General features: G+C 63.0%; 16 protein-coding genes, 1 other RNA gene and 1 pseudogene. 9 read left to right on the forward strand and 9 right to left on the reverse strand.

The features are described 5' to 3' along the window. A pseudogene (locus tag EO156_RS05890) lies at positions 1 to 206 on the forward strand (hypothetical protein); the annotation flags it as partial. A 100-nt stretch (positions 207 to 306) separates the two neighbouring features. Then, on the forward strand, positions 307 to 552 hold the full coding sequence (locus EO156_RS24315; RefSeq protein WP_230577933.1) for a hypothetical protein: 246 nt from the start codon (positions 307 to 309) through the stop codon (positions 550 to 552). Between the two features lie 410 nt (positions 553 to 962). On the opposite strand, the gene EO156_RS05900 is transcribed toward EO156_RS24315, so the two are convergent. From EO156_RS05900 to EO156_RS05910, 3 genes are all read right to left on the reverse strand, one after another. Continuing rightward, complete coding sequence (locus tag EO156_RS05900; RefSeq protein WP_016850840.1) at positions 963 to 1,652, reverse strand: hypothetical protein; 690 nt, start codon at positions 1,650 to 1,652, stop codon at positions 963 to 965. A gap of 198 nt (positions 1,653 to 1,850) precedes the next feature. Next, positions 1,851 to 2,654, reverse strand: coding sequence for an alpha/beta fold hydrolase (locus tag EO156_RS05905; protein WP_230577934.1), 804 nt, complete (start codon positions 2,652 to 2,654; stop codon positions 1,851 to 1,853). A 6-nt stretch (positions 2,655 to 2,660) separates the two neighbouring features. Further along, positions 2,661 to 2,891 carry an MbtH family NRPS accessory protein gene (locus EO156_RS05910; protein ID WP_016850838.1) on the reverse strand — a complete coding sequence of 77 codons (231 nt, stop codon included), beginning with the start codon at positions 2,889 to 2,891 and terminating at the stop codon, positions 2,661 to 2,663. Between the two features lie 159 nt (positions 2,892 to 3,050). Here EO156_RS05910 and EO156_RS05915 point away from each other — a divergent pair, with 159 nt between their 5' ends. From EO156_RS05915 to EO156_RS05930, 4 genes are all read left to right on the forward strand, one after another. Continuing rightward, complete coding sequence (locus EO156_RS05915) at positions 3,051 to 4,277, forward strand: efflux RND transporter periplasmic adaptor subunit (protein ID WP_016850837.1); 1,227 nt, start codon at positions 3,051 to 3,053, stop codon at positions 4,275 to 4,277. Between the two features lie 24 nt (positions 4,278 to 4,301). Continuing rightward, complete coding sequence (locus tag EO156_RS05920) at positions 4,302 to 5,237, forward strand: ATP-binding cassette domain-containing protein (protein WP_016850836.1); 936 nt, start codon at positions 4,302 to 4,304, stop codon at positions 5,235 to 5,237. A gap of 284 nt (positions 5,238 to 5,521) precedes the next feature. After that, positions 5,522 to 5,920: a YqaA family protein gene (locus EO156_RS05925; protein ID WP_016850835.1), complete on the forward strand. Its 399-nt coding sequence runs from the start codon at positions 5,522 to 5,524 to the stop codon at positions 5,918 to 5,920. A 138-nt stretch (positions 5,921 to 6,058) separates the two neighbouring features. Further along, positions 6,059 to 6,337, forward strand: a complete 279-nt coding sequence (locus EO156_RS05930; protein WP_016850834.1) for a hypothetical protein — start codon at positions 6,059 to 6,061, stop codon at positions 6,335 to 6,337. Positions 6,338 to 6,663: 326 nt separating this feature from the next. Here the strand turns inward: EO156_RS05930 and EO156_RS05935 are convergent, their stop codons facing one another. From EO156_RS05935 to EO156_RS05945, 3 genes are all read right to left on the reverse strand, one after another. Further along, the gene (locus EO156_RS05935) at positions 6,664 to 7,698 is read right to left on the reverse strand and encodes a Gfo/Idh/MocA family oxidoreductase (protein WP_016850833.1); all 1,035 of its coding nucleotides are present in this window, start codon (positions 7,696 to 7,698) and stop codon (positions 6,664 to 6,666) included. A 242-nt stretch (positions 7,699 to 7,940) separates the two neighbouring features. Then, positions 7,941 to 9,254 (reverse strand): sorbosone dehydrogenase family protein, encoded by a 1,314-nt coding sequence (locus tag EO156_RS05940; RefSeq protein WP_126936738.1) that lies wholly within the window; start codon positions 9,252 to 9,254, stop codon positions 7,941 to 7,943. Then, a complete protein-coding gene (locus EO156_RS05945) occupies positions 9,251 to 9,667 on the reverse strand; it encodes a hypothetical protein (protein ID WP_026007176.1) in 417 nt (138 codons plus the stop codon). The genes EO156_RS05940 and EO156_RS05945 overlap by 4 nt, the downstream gene beginning before the upstream one ends. 404 nt (positions 9,668 to 10,071) lie before the next feature. Here EO156_RS05945 and EO156_RS05950 point away from each other — a divergent pair, with 404 nt between their 5' ends. Next, a complete protein-coding gene (locus EO156_RS05950) occupies positions 10,072 to 11,445 on the forward strand; it encodes a serine hydrolase domain-containing protein (RefSeq protein ID WP_016850830.1) in 1,374 nt (457 codons plus the stop codon). A 49-nt stretch (positions 11,446 to 11,494) separates the two neighbouring features. Continuing rightward, a non-coding RNA gene (locus EO156_RS05955) (sX9 sRNA) lies at positions 11,495 to 11,571 on the forward strand. Between the two features lie 19 nt (positions 11,572 to 11,590). Here the strand turns inward: EO156_RS05955 and EO156_RS05960 are convergent. The 3 genes from EO156_RS05960 to EO156_RS05970 form a co-directional block, all read right to left on the reverse strand. Continuing rightward, positions 11,591 to 12,295, reverse strand: coding sequence for a LytTR family DNA-binding domain-containing protein (locus EO156_RS05960; protein WP_016850829.1), 705 nt, complete (start codon positions 12,293 to 12,295; stop codon positions 11,591 to 11,593). Then, positions 12,292 to 13,314, reverse strand: a complete 1,023-nt coding sequence (locus tag EO156_RS05965) for a histidine kinase (RefSeq protein ID WP_016850828.1) — start codon at positions 13,312 to 13,314, stop codon at positions 12,292 to 12,294. The genes EO156_RS05960 and EO156_RS05965 overlap by 4 nt, the downstream gene beginning before the upstream one ends. A gap of 215 nt (positions 13,315 to 13,529) precedes the next feature. After that, positions 13,530 to 13,805: a hypothetical protein gene (locus EO156_RS05970; protein ID WP_005916037.1), complete on the reverse strand. Its 276-nt coding sequence runs from the start codon at positions 13,803 to 13,805 to the stop codon at positions 13,530 to 13,532. A gap of 1,098 nt (positions 13,806 to 14,903) precedes the next feature. Here EO156_RS05970 and EO156_RS05975 point away from each other — a divergent pair. Continuing rightward, positions 14,904 to 16,480: S8 family serine peptidase (locus tag EO156_RS05975; protein WP_164735853.1), on the forward strand; the 1,577-nt coding region annotated here is incomplete at its 3' end.

Here is a 16,480-nt window from a genome sequence, read left to right on the forward strand (position 1 = left end):
TCGCGCTGCTGGTCCTGGCGGTACACACAGGAGCGCATGAGGCGCTGCTGATGGCGCTCTCACCGGTCGTAATAACCGACCCTCTATACATTATGCGAAATCTGCTATCCGAGCGGCCTCGGCTCGGCTGCGCTGGGTCTGGCTTTGGATCAAGACTTGCCTGCCGAACCGTTCCCCCAGCGAAACGGAAATCGCAGCATGACTGACACCTACAATCTCGACCGTCGCCCGCCGTGCTAGCCTGTTGGCGAGCAATGCCCGAACAGCTGCGCGGCAGATCTACATCGGCGCGTCGTCACGAACCATGTGGAACTGACCGGGCCTTGGGCGGGCTGGCGATTGGCTGGCCGCGATCTGGTTGCGCCTACCGGCGAGCGGATCCCAGAACGTCGGCTGCGCGGATTGCTTTGGCATGCCAATGCCAGCGACATCAGGGATTCGGTGCGCAGGCGGAACGCCAAACGAAAAGCGGTTCAGCAGTCGATGGTCAAGGTCGTCGTCGTGGATCTTGGCGAACGGCGAGACAGACATTTCGGGCGCATTGCCGGGTGAGGCGTTATCCGTAGGGGCTATGCCCGTACACCCCGGGTCTACAATGCCCGCTCACATGATCGGGGGCGGCATGGAACGCAGATATCGGGAAGCAGACTCATCAGACCTATGGTGGCAGATCGCTCTAGGCGGCTTCATCGCGTTACTAGCGCATAGCATCGTCATTGGGCTGTACAGCAGGTACGAAACACGCCAAGCGATGGCGCAGCTTGAGAGAGAATCAAAACTGGCGACACAGCAGATGCGGCGCGCACTCACACAGAACGCGCCGGCACCCAAGCAAGCGCAGGACGTGCGGGACTCTGCACCACCCAGGCCATTAGATGACGGCGAACGCTGCTTACAGGGTCGCCGCTTCAAGCGCGTCTCAAATGGCTGGGTGCAGCTGCCGCACGATCCCTGCTGATGCTCTACAGATCAGCGGTGGTCGAAGGAACGCTAGTAGCAGTAGCGTAAGGCCCCGACTCGGGGAAGCTGCCGACTTCACGTGTGCCTCTAGCAATCACAGATCCGCCGAGCTGCAGCGGCTGATTCTGATGGGCCACCTGCCCGGTCTGCTCCTGCTGCTGTTGCTGGTGCTGCTGGCGCACATCCTTGTACGGGTTGTACGGCGCACCATTGCGAGCAAGCATGCGGCACATCGGCTGCGGCAGATCGTAACTTTTGCCCTGCTCTGTCATGCACGTATAGGACGCCTCGCGCGGATCTGAGGCGGTCGGCATGCTGGACATGCAGAACACCTGCGGATCAAAGACAACCGGGCGCTGATCGAACACCTCAGCGGTCCACGGCATTGTGTCGAAGCGCGGTAGGTGCTTGGCGGCGTAATCGCTCTTACTGGCATATTTGACTTGGCCGTTATTGTCGCCACCCAGCACGCCAGACCCGGTCGCTGACGCGCCCGTGCCCGGCGTGCCGGCTTGCTCCTTGTCACCGCCACCCATCAAATTCTTACCATTCCAGACCGCATAGCCGACCAAGCACGCAGCCACGATGGCGAGCATGATGCCGCGCTTGGCCTTGCTCGATAGCTTGTGCTTGGTGGCAAATAGTTCAAGGTGCCCTAGCGTTTGACGTCCTCGCTTGCCGCTGCCTGTCACGGGTCTGGGCTATGAGGTATTCCACTGGCCAGCTCGGTCCGCACCTGCGCCCATCTTGCTAGCCGGTGGTTATGACGGGATGGACGGCCTCCGATCCGTGCCCGGCGGCTGGGCGTCAGCGTGCGCACTGTCCCCAATTGGGAGGATCGCGGCAGCGTCAGACCGCAATGAGTCGCTTCGTCGCACGAGGCCTGTCGGCTAACGCGTCCTTTGCGCCCGTCCCCCGCCCCCGGCGGTCGACAACCGATCCATCAGACGCTGGCGAACATGCCGCAACACTTCGTCGCGTTGGGCATGAATAAAAAAATGATCGCCGGGAAACCAGTGCACATGGCATGGACCGCTCGTCTCGGCGGCCCAGTGTGCCAGTGTTCCGCCGTCCACATGGGGGTCGGCCGCGCCGGCGAGTACGTCGATGGGAAGATCGAGCGGCGGACCAGGCATGTATGCGTAATCCTCCACGATGGCGAGGTCGGCTCGCGTCATGGGCAGCAACAGCGCCATCAGTTCACGATGGGCGAGTACTTCCGCTGGCGCGCCGTTGAACTCCGCAAGCGCGGCGATCAGGCTGTCGTCGTCCATCCGGCTGAGTCCGCGCGGTGGCGCACGGTCGCGGGGTGCTTCGCAGCCGGAGAGGATCAGGCTGTCGGGCATGGGGCGGGCATGGCGTTGCAGATGGCGCGCCAACTCGAACGCCATGAGTCCGCCCATGCTATGGCCGAAGAACGAGAAATGCCGGGGCGCATCGGCATCGATCACTTCGGCGAGAATCGCCACCAGCGTGGCCATCGACGTGTGGGCGGGTTCGTCGAATCGAGGCCCCCTGCCGGGCAATTGCACGGCGCAGATCTCGATGTCCACAGGGAAAGCTGTCTGCCATCCCTGGAACGCCTGCGCATTGCCTCCGGCATAGCTGAAGCAGTAAAGCCGGTGCGCGGCGTCGTCCGTGCGAGTGGACAGCAGCCACCGTTTCGTGTCGATTGGGGAGAGTCCGGGCCACACTTCGCGTCAGACGCCGGTCGTGCCGTCCACGTGTCGACGCAGGCTCAACGGGCGCATGTCCGTCCACACTTCCTCGATGTATGCGAGGCATTCCTGCTTGGTGCCGGCCTTCCCCACCGTGCTCCATCCCGAGGGCACATCCATGGTCGCGGGCCAGATTGAATATTGCTCTTCCGCGTTCATCACGACTTCGAAGCGGGTGTCTTCAGAATCCCACATCGTCGAAGCTCCTTCCATTGGTTGAACGGAATGCGGGCGTGCCTTGTTATCGGCACGGCAATGGGCCGAAGCATAGGTGAAAGCATTGGAGGCAACAAGCGAGTACGCCGCGTGCGTGGCGCACATCGGCAAAGCCTTGTGTGCTATAAGTCGAAAAAGTCAATGCGCCGGGGAAACATGAGCAACGCCGAGCTGCTGGAAGGCTTGCGAATCGATCGTGGCCAGGAAAACCGCTCGTCCGGCCGTCCATGGTGGCCGTGGATACTCGTCCTCATCGTCACCCTCGTCATCGCCGCGGTCGCCGTCTGGTTCTTCTTCGGCCGGGCGATAAGCGTCAAGACCACGACCGCGGCGACCGCCGCCAGCAGCGCCGGCGCCGGCGCGGTTCTCCAGGCCACCGGTTACATCACCGCGCGTCGGCAGGCCACGGTATCGGCACAAATCACCGGCACCCTCACCGCGGTACTCATCGAGGAAGGCGACCGCGTCACGCAGAACCAGGTGCTAGCGCGACTCGACGACAGCCAGTACAAGGCCGCGCTCGATACGGCCGTGGCACAGGCGCAGGCAGCCCATGCGCAAGTCAGGCAATACGAGGCGCAACTGGCGCAGGACCTCCGCGACGCTGATCGCAATGAACAACTGACGGCCCGTGGAATGGTCAGCGGGCAGACGGCGGAACAGGCGCGCACGCAGGCGCACAGCACGCAGGCCCAGCTGACGTCGCAGCAGAAGCAGGCCGTGGCAGCCGATGCCCAAGTGGCCGAGGCGCGGGTCAACTACAATTACTGCGTGGTACGCGCCCCGTTCGACGGGGTCATTACCACGAAGGACGCGCAGGTCGGGGAAATCGTTTCGCCTTTCTCCGCCGGTGGCGGATTCACCCGTACGGGCATCGGCACAATCGTCGACATGAGCTCGCTCGAGGTCGACGTCGACGTCAACGAAGCCTACATCGGTCGAGTTACGCCGGACATGGCGTCGGAAGCCGTTCTGGACGCCTATCCCGACTGGCGCATTCCCGCCCACGTGATCGCCATCGTGCCGGCGGCGGATCGGGGCAAGGCCACGGTGAAGGTGCGTGTCGCACTCGAAAGCAAGGATGCCCGGATCGTGCCCGACATGGGCGTGCGCGTTTCCTTCCTCGACGCGCGCCCGGATGCCAAGATCGAATCGGCCAAAGGCGTGCTGGTGCCGTCGCAGGCGATCGTCAAGCGGGATGGTGCCGATACCGTTTTCGTCGTCGTCGACGACGGCAAGGTGCGTGCCCAGCGCGTGACAGCGGGCGCCAAACAGGGCAACGACATGCGCCTGATTCCCAGCGGTGTCGCCACCGGCGACCGGTTGGTGATATCCCCGCCCGACGCATTGCACGATGGCGCGTCGGTGCGGGTCCAGGAGTAATGACGTGACGATGAAGGTACGTTGATGGCCAGCCTGATAGAGATTCGCGGTGTTTCGAAGACTTACCAACGTGGTCAGCAGTCGGTCGAGGTGCTCCACCATGTCGATCTCGACATCACCGAGGGCGACTTCGTCGCGTTGATGGGTCCTTCCGGTTCCGGCAAGACCACCCTCCTCAACCTGATCGCCGGCCTGGACAGGCCTTCGGAAGGTTCCATCGCGATCCGGGGTGAACGGATCGACGGACTCGGCGAAACCGCCCTCGAATTGGTCTTTCCGGGTCAAAACAGACCGCGCTGGATGAACCTGACCATCGCCTATTTCAGCATCCCGCAACGCGACCACGATAGCGCCTACGCGCGGCAATACAACGCGCCAGGTGGACGAGGCGCAGTGGTGAAGCCGGCGCATGATGGAATGTTGGGCGTCCACATTGGAATCCAGAAACGGCCAGAGAGCGAACATACCTGGAGCGCGGCGGAACAGCGCGCCTTCATCCATGCGCAGTTTTCCGGGCTCGGCTGGGAGTTCCCACGCATCATCCAAGCGATGGAAAAGGTGGACGATTTCTACTTCGATGTGCTGCGTCAGGTACGGATGCCACGCTGGTCAAACGGACGAGTGGTGCTGACCGGCGACGCGGCTTGGTGCCCCACCGCCCTCTCGGGCATCGGCACGACGCTTGCGCTCGTGGGTGGCTATGTTCTTGCCGGAGAGCTTTCCAAAGCGGATACGCCGTCAGCCGCATTTGCCCGCTACGAGCAGATCATGCGACCGTTCGTCGAAGAGGGACAGAACATTCCCAAGCTGCTTCCACGCCTGCTGTGGCCGCACACACGCGTTGGGCTGGCGGTGCTGCGCGGTGCCATGCATATTGCTGGCAGTCCGGTCTTCAAGAAATTCATCAACGACCGATTCGCGCGGGATTCCAGATCGATCGTGCTGCCGCGCTATGAGTAGATCGCTGCGGATGGCCTGACCAGGGCACATCGGCCTCAGCAAACAGCCGCGGTGCGCCTGCTGCCTGATCGGTGATGGCATCGGGATGGCGTCTTTGAAGATCGCGTGCAGAGGCGCCGTGGCACCCTGTCGAAACAGGTAACACACGGCCATCTCAGCGCGTTGTCGACCTGCCTTGGCCGCTCACAAACACGCGATCAATCAAGATTGGGCTTGATTCGTATCATGCTGCTGTCACCGACTTTTTCCCAAGGCTGCCCTTGACCTAATTCTCGCTCTTTGTCGTGTCGCTGATTGCCGCTACCCTGCTGCCGGCGCAATCGGAGGCCGTGCTGGTGGCATTGCTGCTGGACGGCGGTTCCGCGGTTGGCCTGGTGGTGGTTGCAAGCCTCGGCAACGTCCTGGGGTCGTTGATCAATTGGTGGATCGGGCGGGAGGCGGTGCGTTTCCAGGGGCGCCGGTGGTTCCCCATCAAGCCCAACGCCTTGCTGCGTGCGCAAGCCTGGTACCGCAGGTATGGCAAGTGGTCGCTGCTACTGAGCTGGATGCCGGTCATCGGCGACCCGCTCACGCTGGCCGCCGGGGTCATGCGCGAGCCGCTGCGTGCGGTGGTGCCGTTGCTGGTCGTTGCCAAGACCACGCGTTATGCCGTGGTTGCATGGGCGACCCTTGCGGTTGCCTGATGACTGGCTGCCTTTGCAGATGCTGCCCGGCCTGAAAGCGCCGGATTCCGGTGCCCACGAGCGCTTAACGCGAACCACCTATGCTGTCGGCGCTGCGGGGTAGCTGCAGCGCATGAGCGGCACGACAAAGGAGATTGTATGAAACAGCGACAGACGATGATCCTGGCTGGTTGCCTGATGGCGTCAAGCTCGATCGCCTACGCCGAGGTTGCCAACCTGACCAACAGCGCCGAAGGCGCCAATCGCGATGCGGGCATCGCGGCGGTGAAGAAGAAATTGCAGGAGGCCTGCACATCGCGTAACGGCACGCCGCATCTGGGCTCATTCGAAGTGGTGTTCGAGAAGACCAGCAAGAATCCGGATGTTCCCAAGCCGTATTACGTCGACGGCAAACTCAAGTGCGATCTACCGCAATAACTTCGGCTCCATTTGCTTGCCCCGTAACGCTGGCTCACTGGAACGTGCAACTGGACTGGCGCCCCTGTTTTGGTGGGGGCGCCTTTTTCATGATCTTGACATACGGGACATGCGCGAGACGCTCTCTCGGACGAAAGATTCATGCTTGTCGCACGAGAATAATCACAGGCCGTTCTACAATTTTCTTGGAAGAAACAGCCGATGCATGCGTGCAGAGCATTACGCATTTGGTCGGAGATGCTCGCTTCAATCCTGTCTCCGAAGGGCAGCGGCTTCCTGGATAGATGGCCGCCCTACCCCATGCGTCGGCACAGCGGGTTACGGCCCTACACCATCCTTAGCTGCGACCGCGCCACGTCCAATGTCGTCATGATCCGTACGATCTCGTCGAGCGGGTGCAGCGGCGATTCCATTAGCCCCTGGCCGATATAGCGAGCAGCCGCAGTGGCTTGCCAGGAGAGCGCGCGATAACCACTAACGCCGGTGGGGTCGGTCCAGAGCAGTGGCTCGGTGGCGTAGTCGTTGCCGACCAGACGTAGCGTGGTCGGGTTATGGAAATCGCCTGCCAGATCGATACGGCCAGCGCTACCGGTGACATAGGCGGTGGAGCTGCTACGGGCCACGATGGAACTGATCAGGGTGGATTGCGCGTGCCCGCCATGCGACAGCACCACGGTCGAATAGGCATCGACACCGGTTTCGGTGAGCGCGCCCACGGCCGTGATTGCGCTGGGCGCGCCCAACACCATTGAGGAAAACTGCACGGTGTAGACGCCCAGGTCGAGTAACGCACCGCCACCCAGTGCTGCGTTGCGTTGCCGATGCAATGGATCGCGAGGCCCCGATTGACTCAGGTCTGCGAACACGTGCCGGACTTCGCCCAACGCTCCATCGGCCAGCAGCTTGCGCACTACCGAGGTGTGTGGAAGATAACGGCTCCACATGGCCTCCATCAGGAACAGTCCGCGCGCGCGCGCTTCCTGCACCAGGATGCGGGCATCCTGCGCGCAGGTGGTCATGGGTTTTTCGATCAGGACATGCTTGCCAGCGCGAAGTGCGAGCAGGCCATGTTCCAGGTGTTCGCTGTGTGGGGTCGCAATGTAGACGATGTCGACGTCCGGGTGGCGGACGAGCGCCTCGTAGCTGTCGTAAGCGTGTTCCATCGCCCAGGTGTCGGCGAACGTCTGCGCACGTTCGCGGCTGCGCGAGGCCACCGCGAATGGACATTGGCGGGTATTGCGACGCAAGGCATCGACGAATGCGGATGCGATCTTGCCAGGCCCCAGCACACCCCAGCGCAATACAGGTTCGCCGTGGCCCGGCAAGAACAAATCCGGCGTCGGGAATGTCGTCGGCAGCATGATGATGTGCTCTGCATCGATGATGTTGCGATGCTAGCAAAGTGCCGATGACGTCAACGACGAAGCACCGAGGATGCGTTGCTTACAGGCCATCGATGCCTGCGCGAACGCCTAGTACCTCAAGGTATGACGATGCATGCAATCGACATCGTGCCCTGTTGGAAGCAGCAACCAAGGTTACCGACTGCAGCGACGATCCCGGAGCGTGCACACCGGGATCGTCCCTGCACGGCTGGTCCCGCCTACTGCGGCGCAGCGGCCGCAGTGTCTGGTGTGATGCGCCAGACGATGTTGGCCAGATCATCGGCAACGATCAACGCACCACGCGGATCGACCGTGACACCGACCGGCCGGCCGCGGGTCTTGCCATCTTCGCCATGGAAGCCGGAAACGAAGTCGATCGGGTCGCCTGCCGGGCGACCGTCGCGGAACGGCACGAACACGACCTTGTAGCCAACCGGCGGATCGCGGTTCCAGCTGCCGTGCTCGCCGACGAAGACACCATCGGCGAACTTGGCGCCCATCGCGCTGGAGGAAAACGCAACGCCAAGTGCGGCGACATGCGAGCCCAGGGCATAGTCAGGCACGATCGGCGATGCCACCTTCTGCGGATCTTGCGGCATGACGCGCGTGTCCACGTTCTTGCCCCAATAGCTGTAGGGCCAACCGTAGAAACCGCCTTCGCGCACCGAGGTGAGGTAGTCCGGCACCAGATTGGGGCCGATTTCATCGCGCTCGTTGACCACTGCCCACAACGCACCGCTACCGGGCTGGATGGCCAGCGCCGTGGGATTGCGGATACCGGTCGCGTACGGCTTGTGCGCGCCGGTCGCGGCATCTACCTGCCAGATCTGCGCGCGATCGAGCTCGACCGCCATGCCGCGTTCGGTGATGTTGCTGTTGGAGCCGATGGCCACATACAGATAGCGGCCGTCGGCGCTGGCAGTGAGCGCCTTGGTCCAATGGTGATTGATGGCCGACGGCAGGTCGGTCACTTTGGTGGGCGCCCCACTCGCCTGGGTCTGGCCCTCGCGATAGTCGAAGCGCACCAACGCATCCTGGTTCGCCACGTACAGCGCGTTGCCAATCAGCGCCAACCCATAGGGCGCGTTGAGCTTGTCGGCGAACACCGTTTTCGATTCGTAGGTGCCATCGCCATCTGCATCGCGCAGCAATGTCAAGCGATTGCCGCTCTTGGCCTTGGAGGTACCCTTGGCCTTGATCGCTCCGGCAATGACATCCTTTGGCTTGAGGTTCGGCGCGCCGCCGCCACGGCCTTCTGCCACCAGAATGTCGCCGTTGGGCAACACCAGTGTCTGGCGCGGAATGCCCAGATCCTTGGCGATCGCGGCGATGCGATAGCCTGCCGGCACCGTGGGCTTGCGCTCATTCCAGGCGGTTGGCTCGGCAATCTTCATGTCGGGCAGCAGACCGCGATCCGGCTCCGGTAGTTCCGGCGTTGCGCCGCGCTGACTGACCTCCGGTGCCTTGCCGCACGCGGCCAGCGCTGCAGCAAGAATGGAGACGGTGATGAGGCTGGTGGCCTGACGCTTCATCGTGCACCTCCTACACGCAGACCGGACAATCCTGCCCAGGTCGCAACCAACGCGAACAACGTCGCAATCGCGGACAGCGCAAGGGCTGCCGGCATAACGGCCCATGCGTCGCGGGCATGATGCAAGGCGTCGAAAAATCCCACGATCCACGCAGCGATGAGCGCAATGATGTAGATCAGGTTACGGCTTCCGCGCACAAGCGCGACGATGGCGCACACCAGCGCGATCGTGGTCAATACCATCGCGCCGACCAACAGCCAGGACGCGAAGTTGCTCCACTGGATCTGATAGCTGCTCCAGTAGGCGTAATCGCTCAGCAACGCGCCGAGAAACAGCGGCCATATACCGCCGAGCACGGCTGCGTGGAACGGGTGGACGGCCCATGGGCGGGCCGGAACGGTCGTTGAATTCATAGCGGACTCATTGGGGCAATGGCGAAACGTGCTCCGATGCTGACAGCTTGCATGTGATGAGCGGCGTGATATTTGCGCGATTCGCGCCTTGCAGATGACGTTGGCTGGCGCCGGCTTGTGCCTTTCGAACGAACGCAGGGGCTGCATCTATTGTCGCGCTCGATCCCTGGGCAGCATGCTGGCCGGCAGCGGGCTGCCTGTGGAAGTGCACCGCAAGCGTCTGCAGCGCCCACACCCTGACAACACGCGATGCCCGGCCACGTGCAGCGCAGACCTCCGCTCACGGCGCCCGCTCATCCGCTCCAACGACCGTTCGATGCCCGTCCCGACCGCACGTCATGCATCGCTGGGCGCTGCGTGGCTCCGCTCCCAAGCTGCGCTCCATCCACTGAAGGAGCAGCTTTATGAAGACAATTGCGATGATTCTGCTGGCCACCGCGCTGAGCATGGCTGGCACGGTCCGCGCAACGGAGACCACACCGCCGGCATCAGCCACGGTCGAATTGGCGCGCGAGGCCGCGGCGTTTTTCAAGGACAGCCAGCCCGGCGGCGTAGTGCTGGTGACGCGCGCTGATCAGGTACTGCTGCGCCAGGCCTACGGCATGGCGGACATCGAAAATGGCGTGGCCATGCAACCGGACGCGGCATTGCGACTGGCCTCGGTCAGCAAGCAGTTCACCGCCTTGGCGGTCCTGCAGCTGGTGCAGGCGGGCAGGTTGCAACTGGATGCCTGCTTGGAGTCGCTGGACCCGGCGCTGAGCGGCCCGCTCGCCAAGGTCACCGTGCAACAGCTGCTCACGCATACCTCCGGCATCAAGAATGTCAGCAGCATCGCCGCCTCGCGCGCGGCGCGGCGGGAGGACACCGATGCGCGGAGCCTGATGAACTACTTCAAGGACCTGCCGCTGGAGTTCGCTGCGGGCACGCGCTTTCGTTACAGCAACTCCAACTACATCGTGCTGACCTATCTGATCGAACGCATCACCGCTCAGCCCTACCCCGTCTACATGCAGCAGTCGGTCTTCCAGCCGTTGGGCATGCTGCATACCCGCTACGATAACCATCTCACCGTGATCGCCAAACGGGCGCATGGCTATCGCCGCGCCCAGGGCCAATTGCAGAACGCGGACTTCATCAGCATGTCGCAGCCGCAAGGCGCGGGCGGTCTGATCAGCACGGTGGACGATCTGGCGATCTGGCACCGCGCATTGCGCGACGGCTTGCCGGTGTCGGCATCGCTGCTGGCGCAAGCGATGCGCAAGACCACGTTGGCCGATGGCAGCGCCTCGCCCTACGGCTTCGGCTGGATCATCGGCCAGGTAAACGGCATGGCCGACGTAGAGCATGGCGGCTTCATCAACGGCTTCAACAGCTATGTGGTGCGCGTGAGACAGCCGGACGTCTTCGTGACCGTGTTGACCAATGCCGAGTTCCTGGATCCGACCAACCTGAGCGTGCGTCTGGCCGCCATCGCCGCCGGGCATGCCTATGCGGCGACGGTTGCACTGCGCAGCCAGGACCGCGCATGGCTGGGCCGTTACCACTTTGCTGCAGACGATGTACGCGTGCTTGCAGAAGTGGACGGCGCACTGCAACTGCAGCGCGAGGGAGAAGACCCGGTTGCAGTGCTGCCGCATGCCGACGGCCGTTACTACCTGGGCGAGAGCCTGGATGCGTTGAGCTTCAAGAACGGCGGCGATGGCAAGGCAGTCATGACAATGCACGATCGCTTGATGGGTGACAGCAGCGGCACCCGCGAATCGAACAAGGGCAACTGACAAACCAGTGCACAGCTGTCCTCCGGCGTAACCGGTGCCCGGAGTCCGCATATGCCACACGTATGCTCGGTGGTTCCTGTGCGCCATCCACCCTTAGCTGGGCACTGGCAGTTACGTTTGCCAGCCACTGAGAAGCGGCTGGACGCTAAAGGCTAAGCAGCTCTCTGAAGCGCACGCTCTGGCGGCGGGACACGTCCACTTCCAGCCCACCGCGCAGGGTCAGCATCAGGCCACCGTTGCTCCACGGTGCGACCTGCTCCACGAAGTCGAGATTGACGATGTACTTGCGGCTGGCGCGGAAGAATTTGTCCGGCGCCAGTTGCGTTTCAATCGCGCCGAGCGGCCGGTACAGCAATGGCGCATGGTTCTGGAAGTACACCCGGCTGTAGTTGCCGACCGCCTCGATCAACCGCACATCACGCGGCTTGACCAGGAAGCAGTGCTCGCCGTCCTTGATGAAGATGGCGCTGTCCATCGCGCGCCGCACCGGGGGGGCGGCAACCGCGTCGCCTAGTTTCTCGATCGCCTGGGCAAGCCGCTGCGGTTCGATTGGCTTGAGCAGGTAGTCCACCGTGTTGTAACCGAACGCCTTGAGCGCATGCGCGTCGAAGGCGGTGGTGAAGATGATGCGCGGTACCCGGCTCAGGCGCTCCAGCACATCGAACGCGTTGCCGCCGGGAAGGTCGATATCCAGAAAGACCACCTCCGGCGTAGCCGATTCGATCAACTGCACCGCACTGTCCACATCATCGGCGTGGCCCAGCACACGCAGCTGCGGGTAGCCCTTGAGCTGGTGCTCCAATTCGAAGCGGGCCAGCTCAGAATCTTCCACGATCACCGCTTCAATCACGCGCCTTCTCCAATCCATACATGTGCCACCACCCACGTGCCTTCTTCATGTAATTCCAGACCGGCACGTGATCCGAACGAGAGCCGCAGGCGTTGCCGCAGATTCGCCAGACCCGTGCCTCCGCTGCCGCCGGCTTGCAATCGCCCGCTGTTACGCACACGGAGATGCAGCGCATCATCTTGCACCGCAATGCCTACCTGCAGGTCGCCAACGCTGCTGCTGAGTCCCAGGCCGTGCTTGATCGCGTTTTCCACCAGCAGTTGCACACAGAATCGTGGCACCCGTCGCAGCAATGCGGCTGCGTCCACTTGTTCGGCATAGCGCAGGCGCTTGCCGAGTTGCATGCCGACCAAGCCCAGGTAGTCGCGCACGACCCGCATTTCTTCGTCCACGCTCACCAGGGCTTCTTCGCCGCCGGTGAACTGGTAGCGCAGCGTGCCGGCAAAGCGGGTGATCTGTTCGCGTGCCAGCTCTGGATCGATGAGGATGAGCGCTCGAATATTGTTGAGCGTGTTGAAGGTGAAATGCGGGCTGATATGGCCGAGCAGACGTTGCAACTGCGCCTCCTTGAGCGCCAGCCGCAGATCGTTCTGGTGGCGGGTCGCTTCGGCTAGCCGCGTCTGTCTGCTGATCGACAGGTACAGCAGGCTCCAGGCGATGTAGGCCGGCCATAGCAAGGCCGTGCCCGAGATCATCGGCTGCGACTCGGACAGCGCCATCAACCCCGGCGAGAATCCGCGCAAGCCCAGCAGCACGCTGTGGACCGACACATCCACGCCCAGCGCCGCCAGCAGGCTGGCAACCAGCAACAGGCCCAGCCAACGCACTTGGCCATAGCCATCGGCTTGCAGCGTTCGATAGAGCCGGCGCAGCAGCAGGCTGCCCAACAACCCGCCCACGCTAAAGCCAGCCACTGCGGCCAACTGCAGCCCATCGGGCACCGCGTCCTCGCTGGGCCGAGCCACGTAGGCAATCGCCAGGAACAGCGACCAGCCCAACGTCTGCATCAGCCAGAACATGGGCCCTACTCCGCGCATGCCGGGTCTTTCCTTGTCTCTGTCACGCGGCCTCATCTCTGTCCGGCATGCCAGCGACGCGTTGCCGCTGATGCCGAGGCCGAGAATAGGGCCGAGTGAAGGCGATTGCACGAGGTGGATGACCGCCGATGCGTTGCTCACCGCAGCGCCGGTCAAACCGGTCGCCAACGCAGTCGCCGTATGCTGGCGTTTGCGCGCTAACCCTGTACGTGATTGGGCGAGGTCGAGCGCGGGCGCGTTTGCTTCTTCAGCAATTCGCCGATGTATTGCTCGGCCAGTTTGCTGCCGATGTCCACGGCGGCCTGCAGCGAACCGAAGGTGGGCGAGCCCAGCAACGGCACCGACTGCCCGCCTACCTGCAAGGTATCCAGGACCACGCGCTGGCGCTCGAGCTGACGGGCCACCACGGCATAGGCAATGCCATGCAGCGTGCCTTCCATCGTCAGCAGATCCTCGGGCGATGTGGTGCTCATCCGCATCGAGCATAACGACGATCGGCCCGGGTGGCAGCAGCACACTTTGAACCGTTTACACGACCGCAACCCGCGCTGCAGCGAGTGTCGCAACCTGGCGCCGGCACAGGTAGCGCTGCGGCGATCGGCATTGCGTGATGTAGAACCGCGATGGGGCGAGGCAACACTCGGCCGCCAGCGTGCGCCGAACGGCGACACCGGACGCAGCCGCGCAGCGGCAGGCGATGCGCTCCCAGCCCATAACGGCAAGCGCCATCGCTGGCGTTTGATCCGTCTGCCGTCGGGGAATGGACCTGCGCGTGTCGGAATTTAAATCCACACGTGGGAAAAAATACGCGCCATTCAGCTGCGTCTCCGTCTGAAATATCAACGACCTACAGCTGCTCGCTTTATTTGAAATTCCTGCCCGATCTTTAAGCAGAGTGGCGAACTGGTGAATTTGACCCGCCTAACGCACCGGATTACGCACAATGGGCGTCTGCACCTGACCTCGCTTGGTATATTCCCAGAAATATATTGAATTAAACAAAAATGGAAATGAGCAAATTAGTATAATTTTGCGGCCAGCAATCCCGCCGCAAAGGCGCAGCGCTAGAGTCCGTTAGATCCGCTAACCTGCGCTTGAATTCGCTACCAGCGTAGTGATTTCACTGACAACGCTGATGCCATTCCCTGATTCACGAAGACCGCAGTCGCATTTAGGATAGCCGCCCCCCGAGATTTGTGATGCCTTATTGTTGAGTACGCTCCCACACTGATCTGCGGACTGACCCGCCAGTGCGCTCCTAATTCGTTTTGGCTATGGATTAAATCGGCAAAGCCGATGTGCGCGAATGTTCTCTGAATAGCAACTGTCCATTCACATTTTAGAGAACGTGGACAGCGCCGTTAAACAATCCGCAAGCACTCGGCTAATGCCGAACGCAATATCCGATGCTCTGCGAGCGCATTCCGTAGGAACGAAAGGCGCAGCGGTTGAGAATGAATAACGCGTGAAATTAATGCCTTCGCTGGCGATCGCCGGCGCGGGGACCTTCTGCGCCAAATTTGAATCACCAGCAGTAGCGGCGCACTCAATAAACTGGAATCGACAAACCAATGAATCGCTCGCTACTCGCAACCACCATCGCCTCCTGCCTCATCCTGACCGCCTGCGGCGGCGGCGGCGGTGGCGGCAACGTCCGTAGCGACGCGCCGCAGACCACCGTGATCGCACCGACACCGACGACCCCGCCGCCGGCAGCGGATCCGCTGCCCGCACCCGCACCCGCACCCGCACCGACGCCGGCCCCGCCACGCTACCAGGGCGTGGGCAGCAATCTGCTGGTGCCGACCAATGCGGATCTGGCGCAGCAGGCTGGCGCGCGTGGCCAGGGCGTGAAGCTGGCGGTGCTCGACGACAACCTGGTGCCGAGCTACGCGCCGATCAGCGGCAAGGTCGACAGCTTCAACGATTACACCGCCAGCCCGGGCACGCCCGAATCGTCGGCCAATGCCCTGCGCGGCCATGGCACGATTGTGTCTGCGCTGGTGCTGGGCTCCGCGCAGGACGGCTTTGCCGGTGGCGTCGCGCCGGATGCGGACCTGTTCTACGCGCGCATCTGCGCCGAAAATTCCTGCGGCACGCAGCAGACCCGTCGCGCGGCGGTGGACCTGGCCGCGGCCGGCGTGCGGATCGCCAACCTTTCCATCGGTGCCTCCTACCCCGATGCCGCCGCCAGTGCCAACGCTGCGCTGGCCTGGAAGTACGCACTGACCCCGTTGGTGCAGGCCGATGCGCTGATCGTGGCCTCCACTGGCAACGAAGGGGCGGCAGAAGCCTCCTACCCGGCCGCAACGCCGGTGCAGGAAGCCAGCGTGCGCAACAACTGGCTGGCCGTCGGTGCGATCAATATCGATAGCGCCGGCAATGCCGCCGGCCTGACCAGCTATTCCAATCATTGCGGCGCCGCTGCGCAGTGGTGCCTGGTCGCGCCGGGCAGCTATACCGCCCCGGCCCTGGCCGGCACCGAACTGCAGGGCCAGATTGCCGGCACCTCGTTCTCCACCGCCGCCGTCAGCGGTGTCGCTGCGCAGGTGCTGGGCGTGTATCCGTGGATGAGCGCTTCCAACCTGCAGCAAACCCTGCTGACCACCGCCACCGACCTGGGCGACCCGGGCGTGGACGCGCTGTACGGCTGGGGCCTGGTCAATGCGGCCAAGGCGATCAAGGGCCCGGGCCAGTTCGCAAGCAACTGGGCGGCCAATGTGACCGCTGGCTACGACAGCACCTTCAGCAACGACATCTCCGGCGCGGGCAGCCTGACCAAGAGCGGCGCAGGCAAGCTCACCCTGAGCGGCGCCAATACCTATAGCGGCGGCACCACGATTCAGGATGGCGTGCTGTCGCTCACCGGCAGCCTGCGTTCGGATCTTCTGGTGGCCAATTCGGCCACCTTCGAATCGCGCGGCGGTGTCGTCAACGGCAACTACAGCCTGGTCAACGCGACCGGCACCACGGCCATCGAACTGGGCAAAGGCCTCGCCGTCACCGGCCAGGCCAGCCTGAAGGGCAATCTGCTGTTGCTGCCGGAGGCGGCCGGCTACACCGTCGGCAGCACCGAGAAGATCGTCAAGGCGGGCGTCCTGCAAGGCACGTTCGACCGCGTGCAGTGCGCCAACAATTTCTTCTGGAC

The sequence above is a fragment of the Xanthomonas sp. DAR33341 genome (genome assembly GCF_003992815.1).
Lineage (GTDB): Bacteria > Pseudomonadota > Gammaproteobacteria > Xanthomonadales > Xanthomonadaceae > Xanthomonas > Xanthomonas cissicola.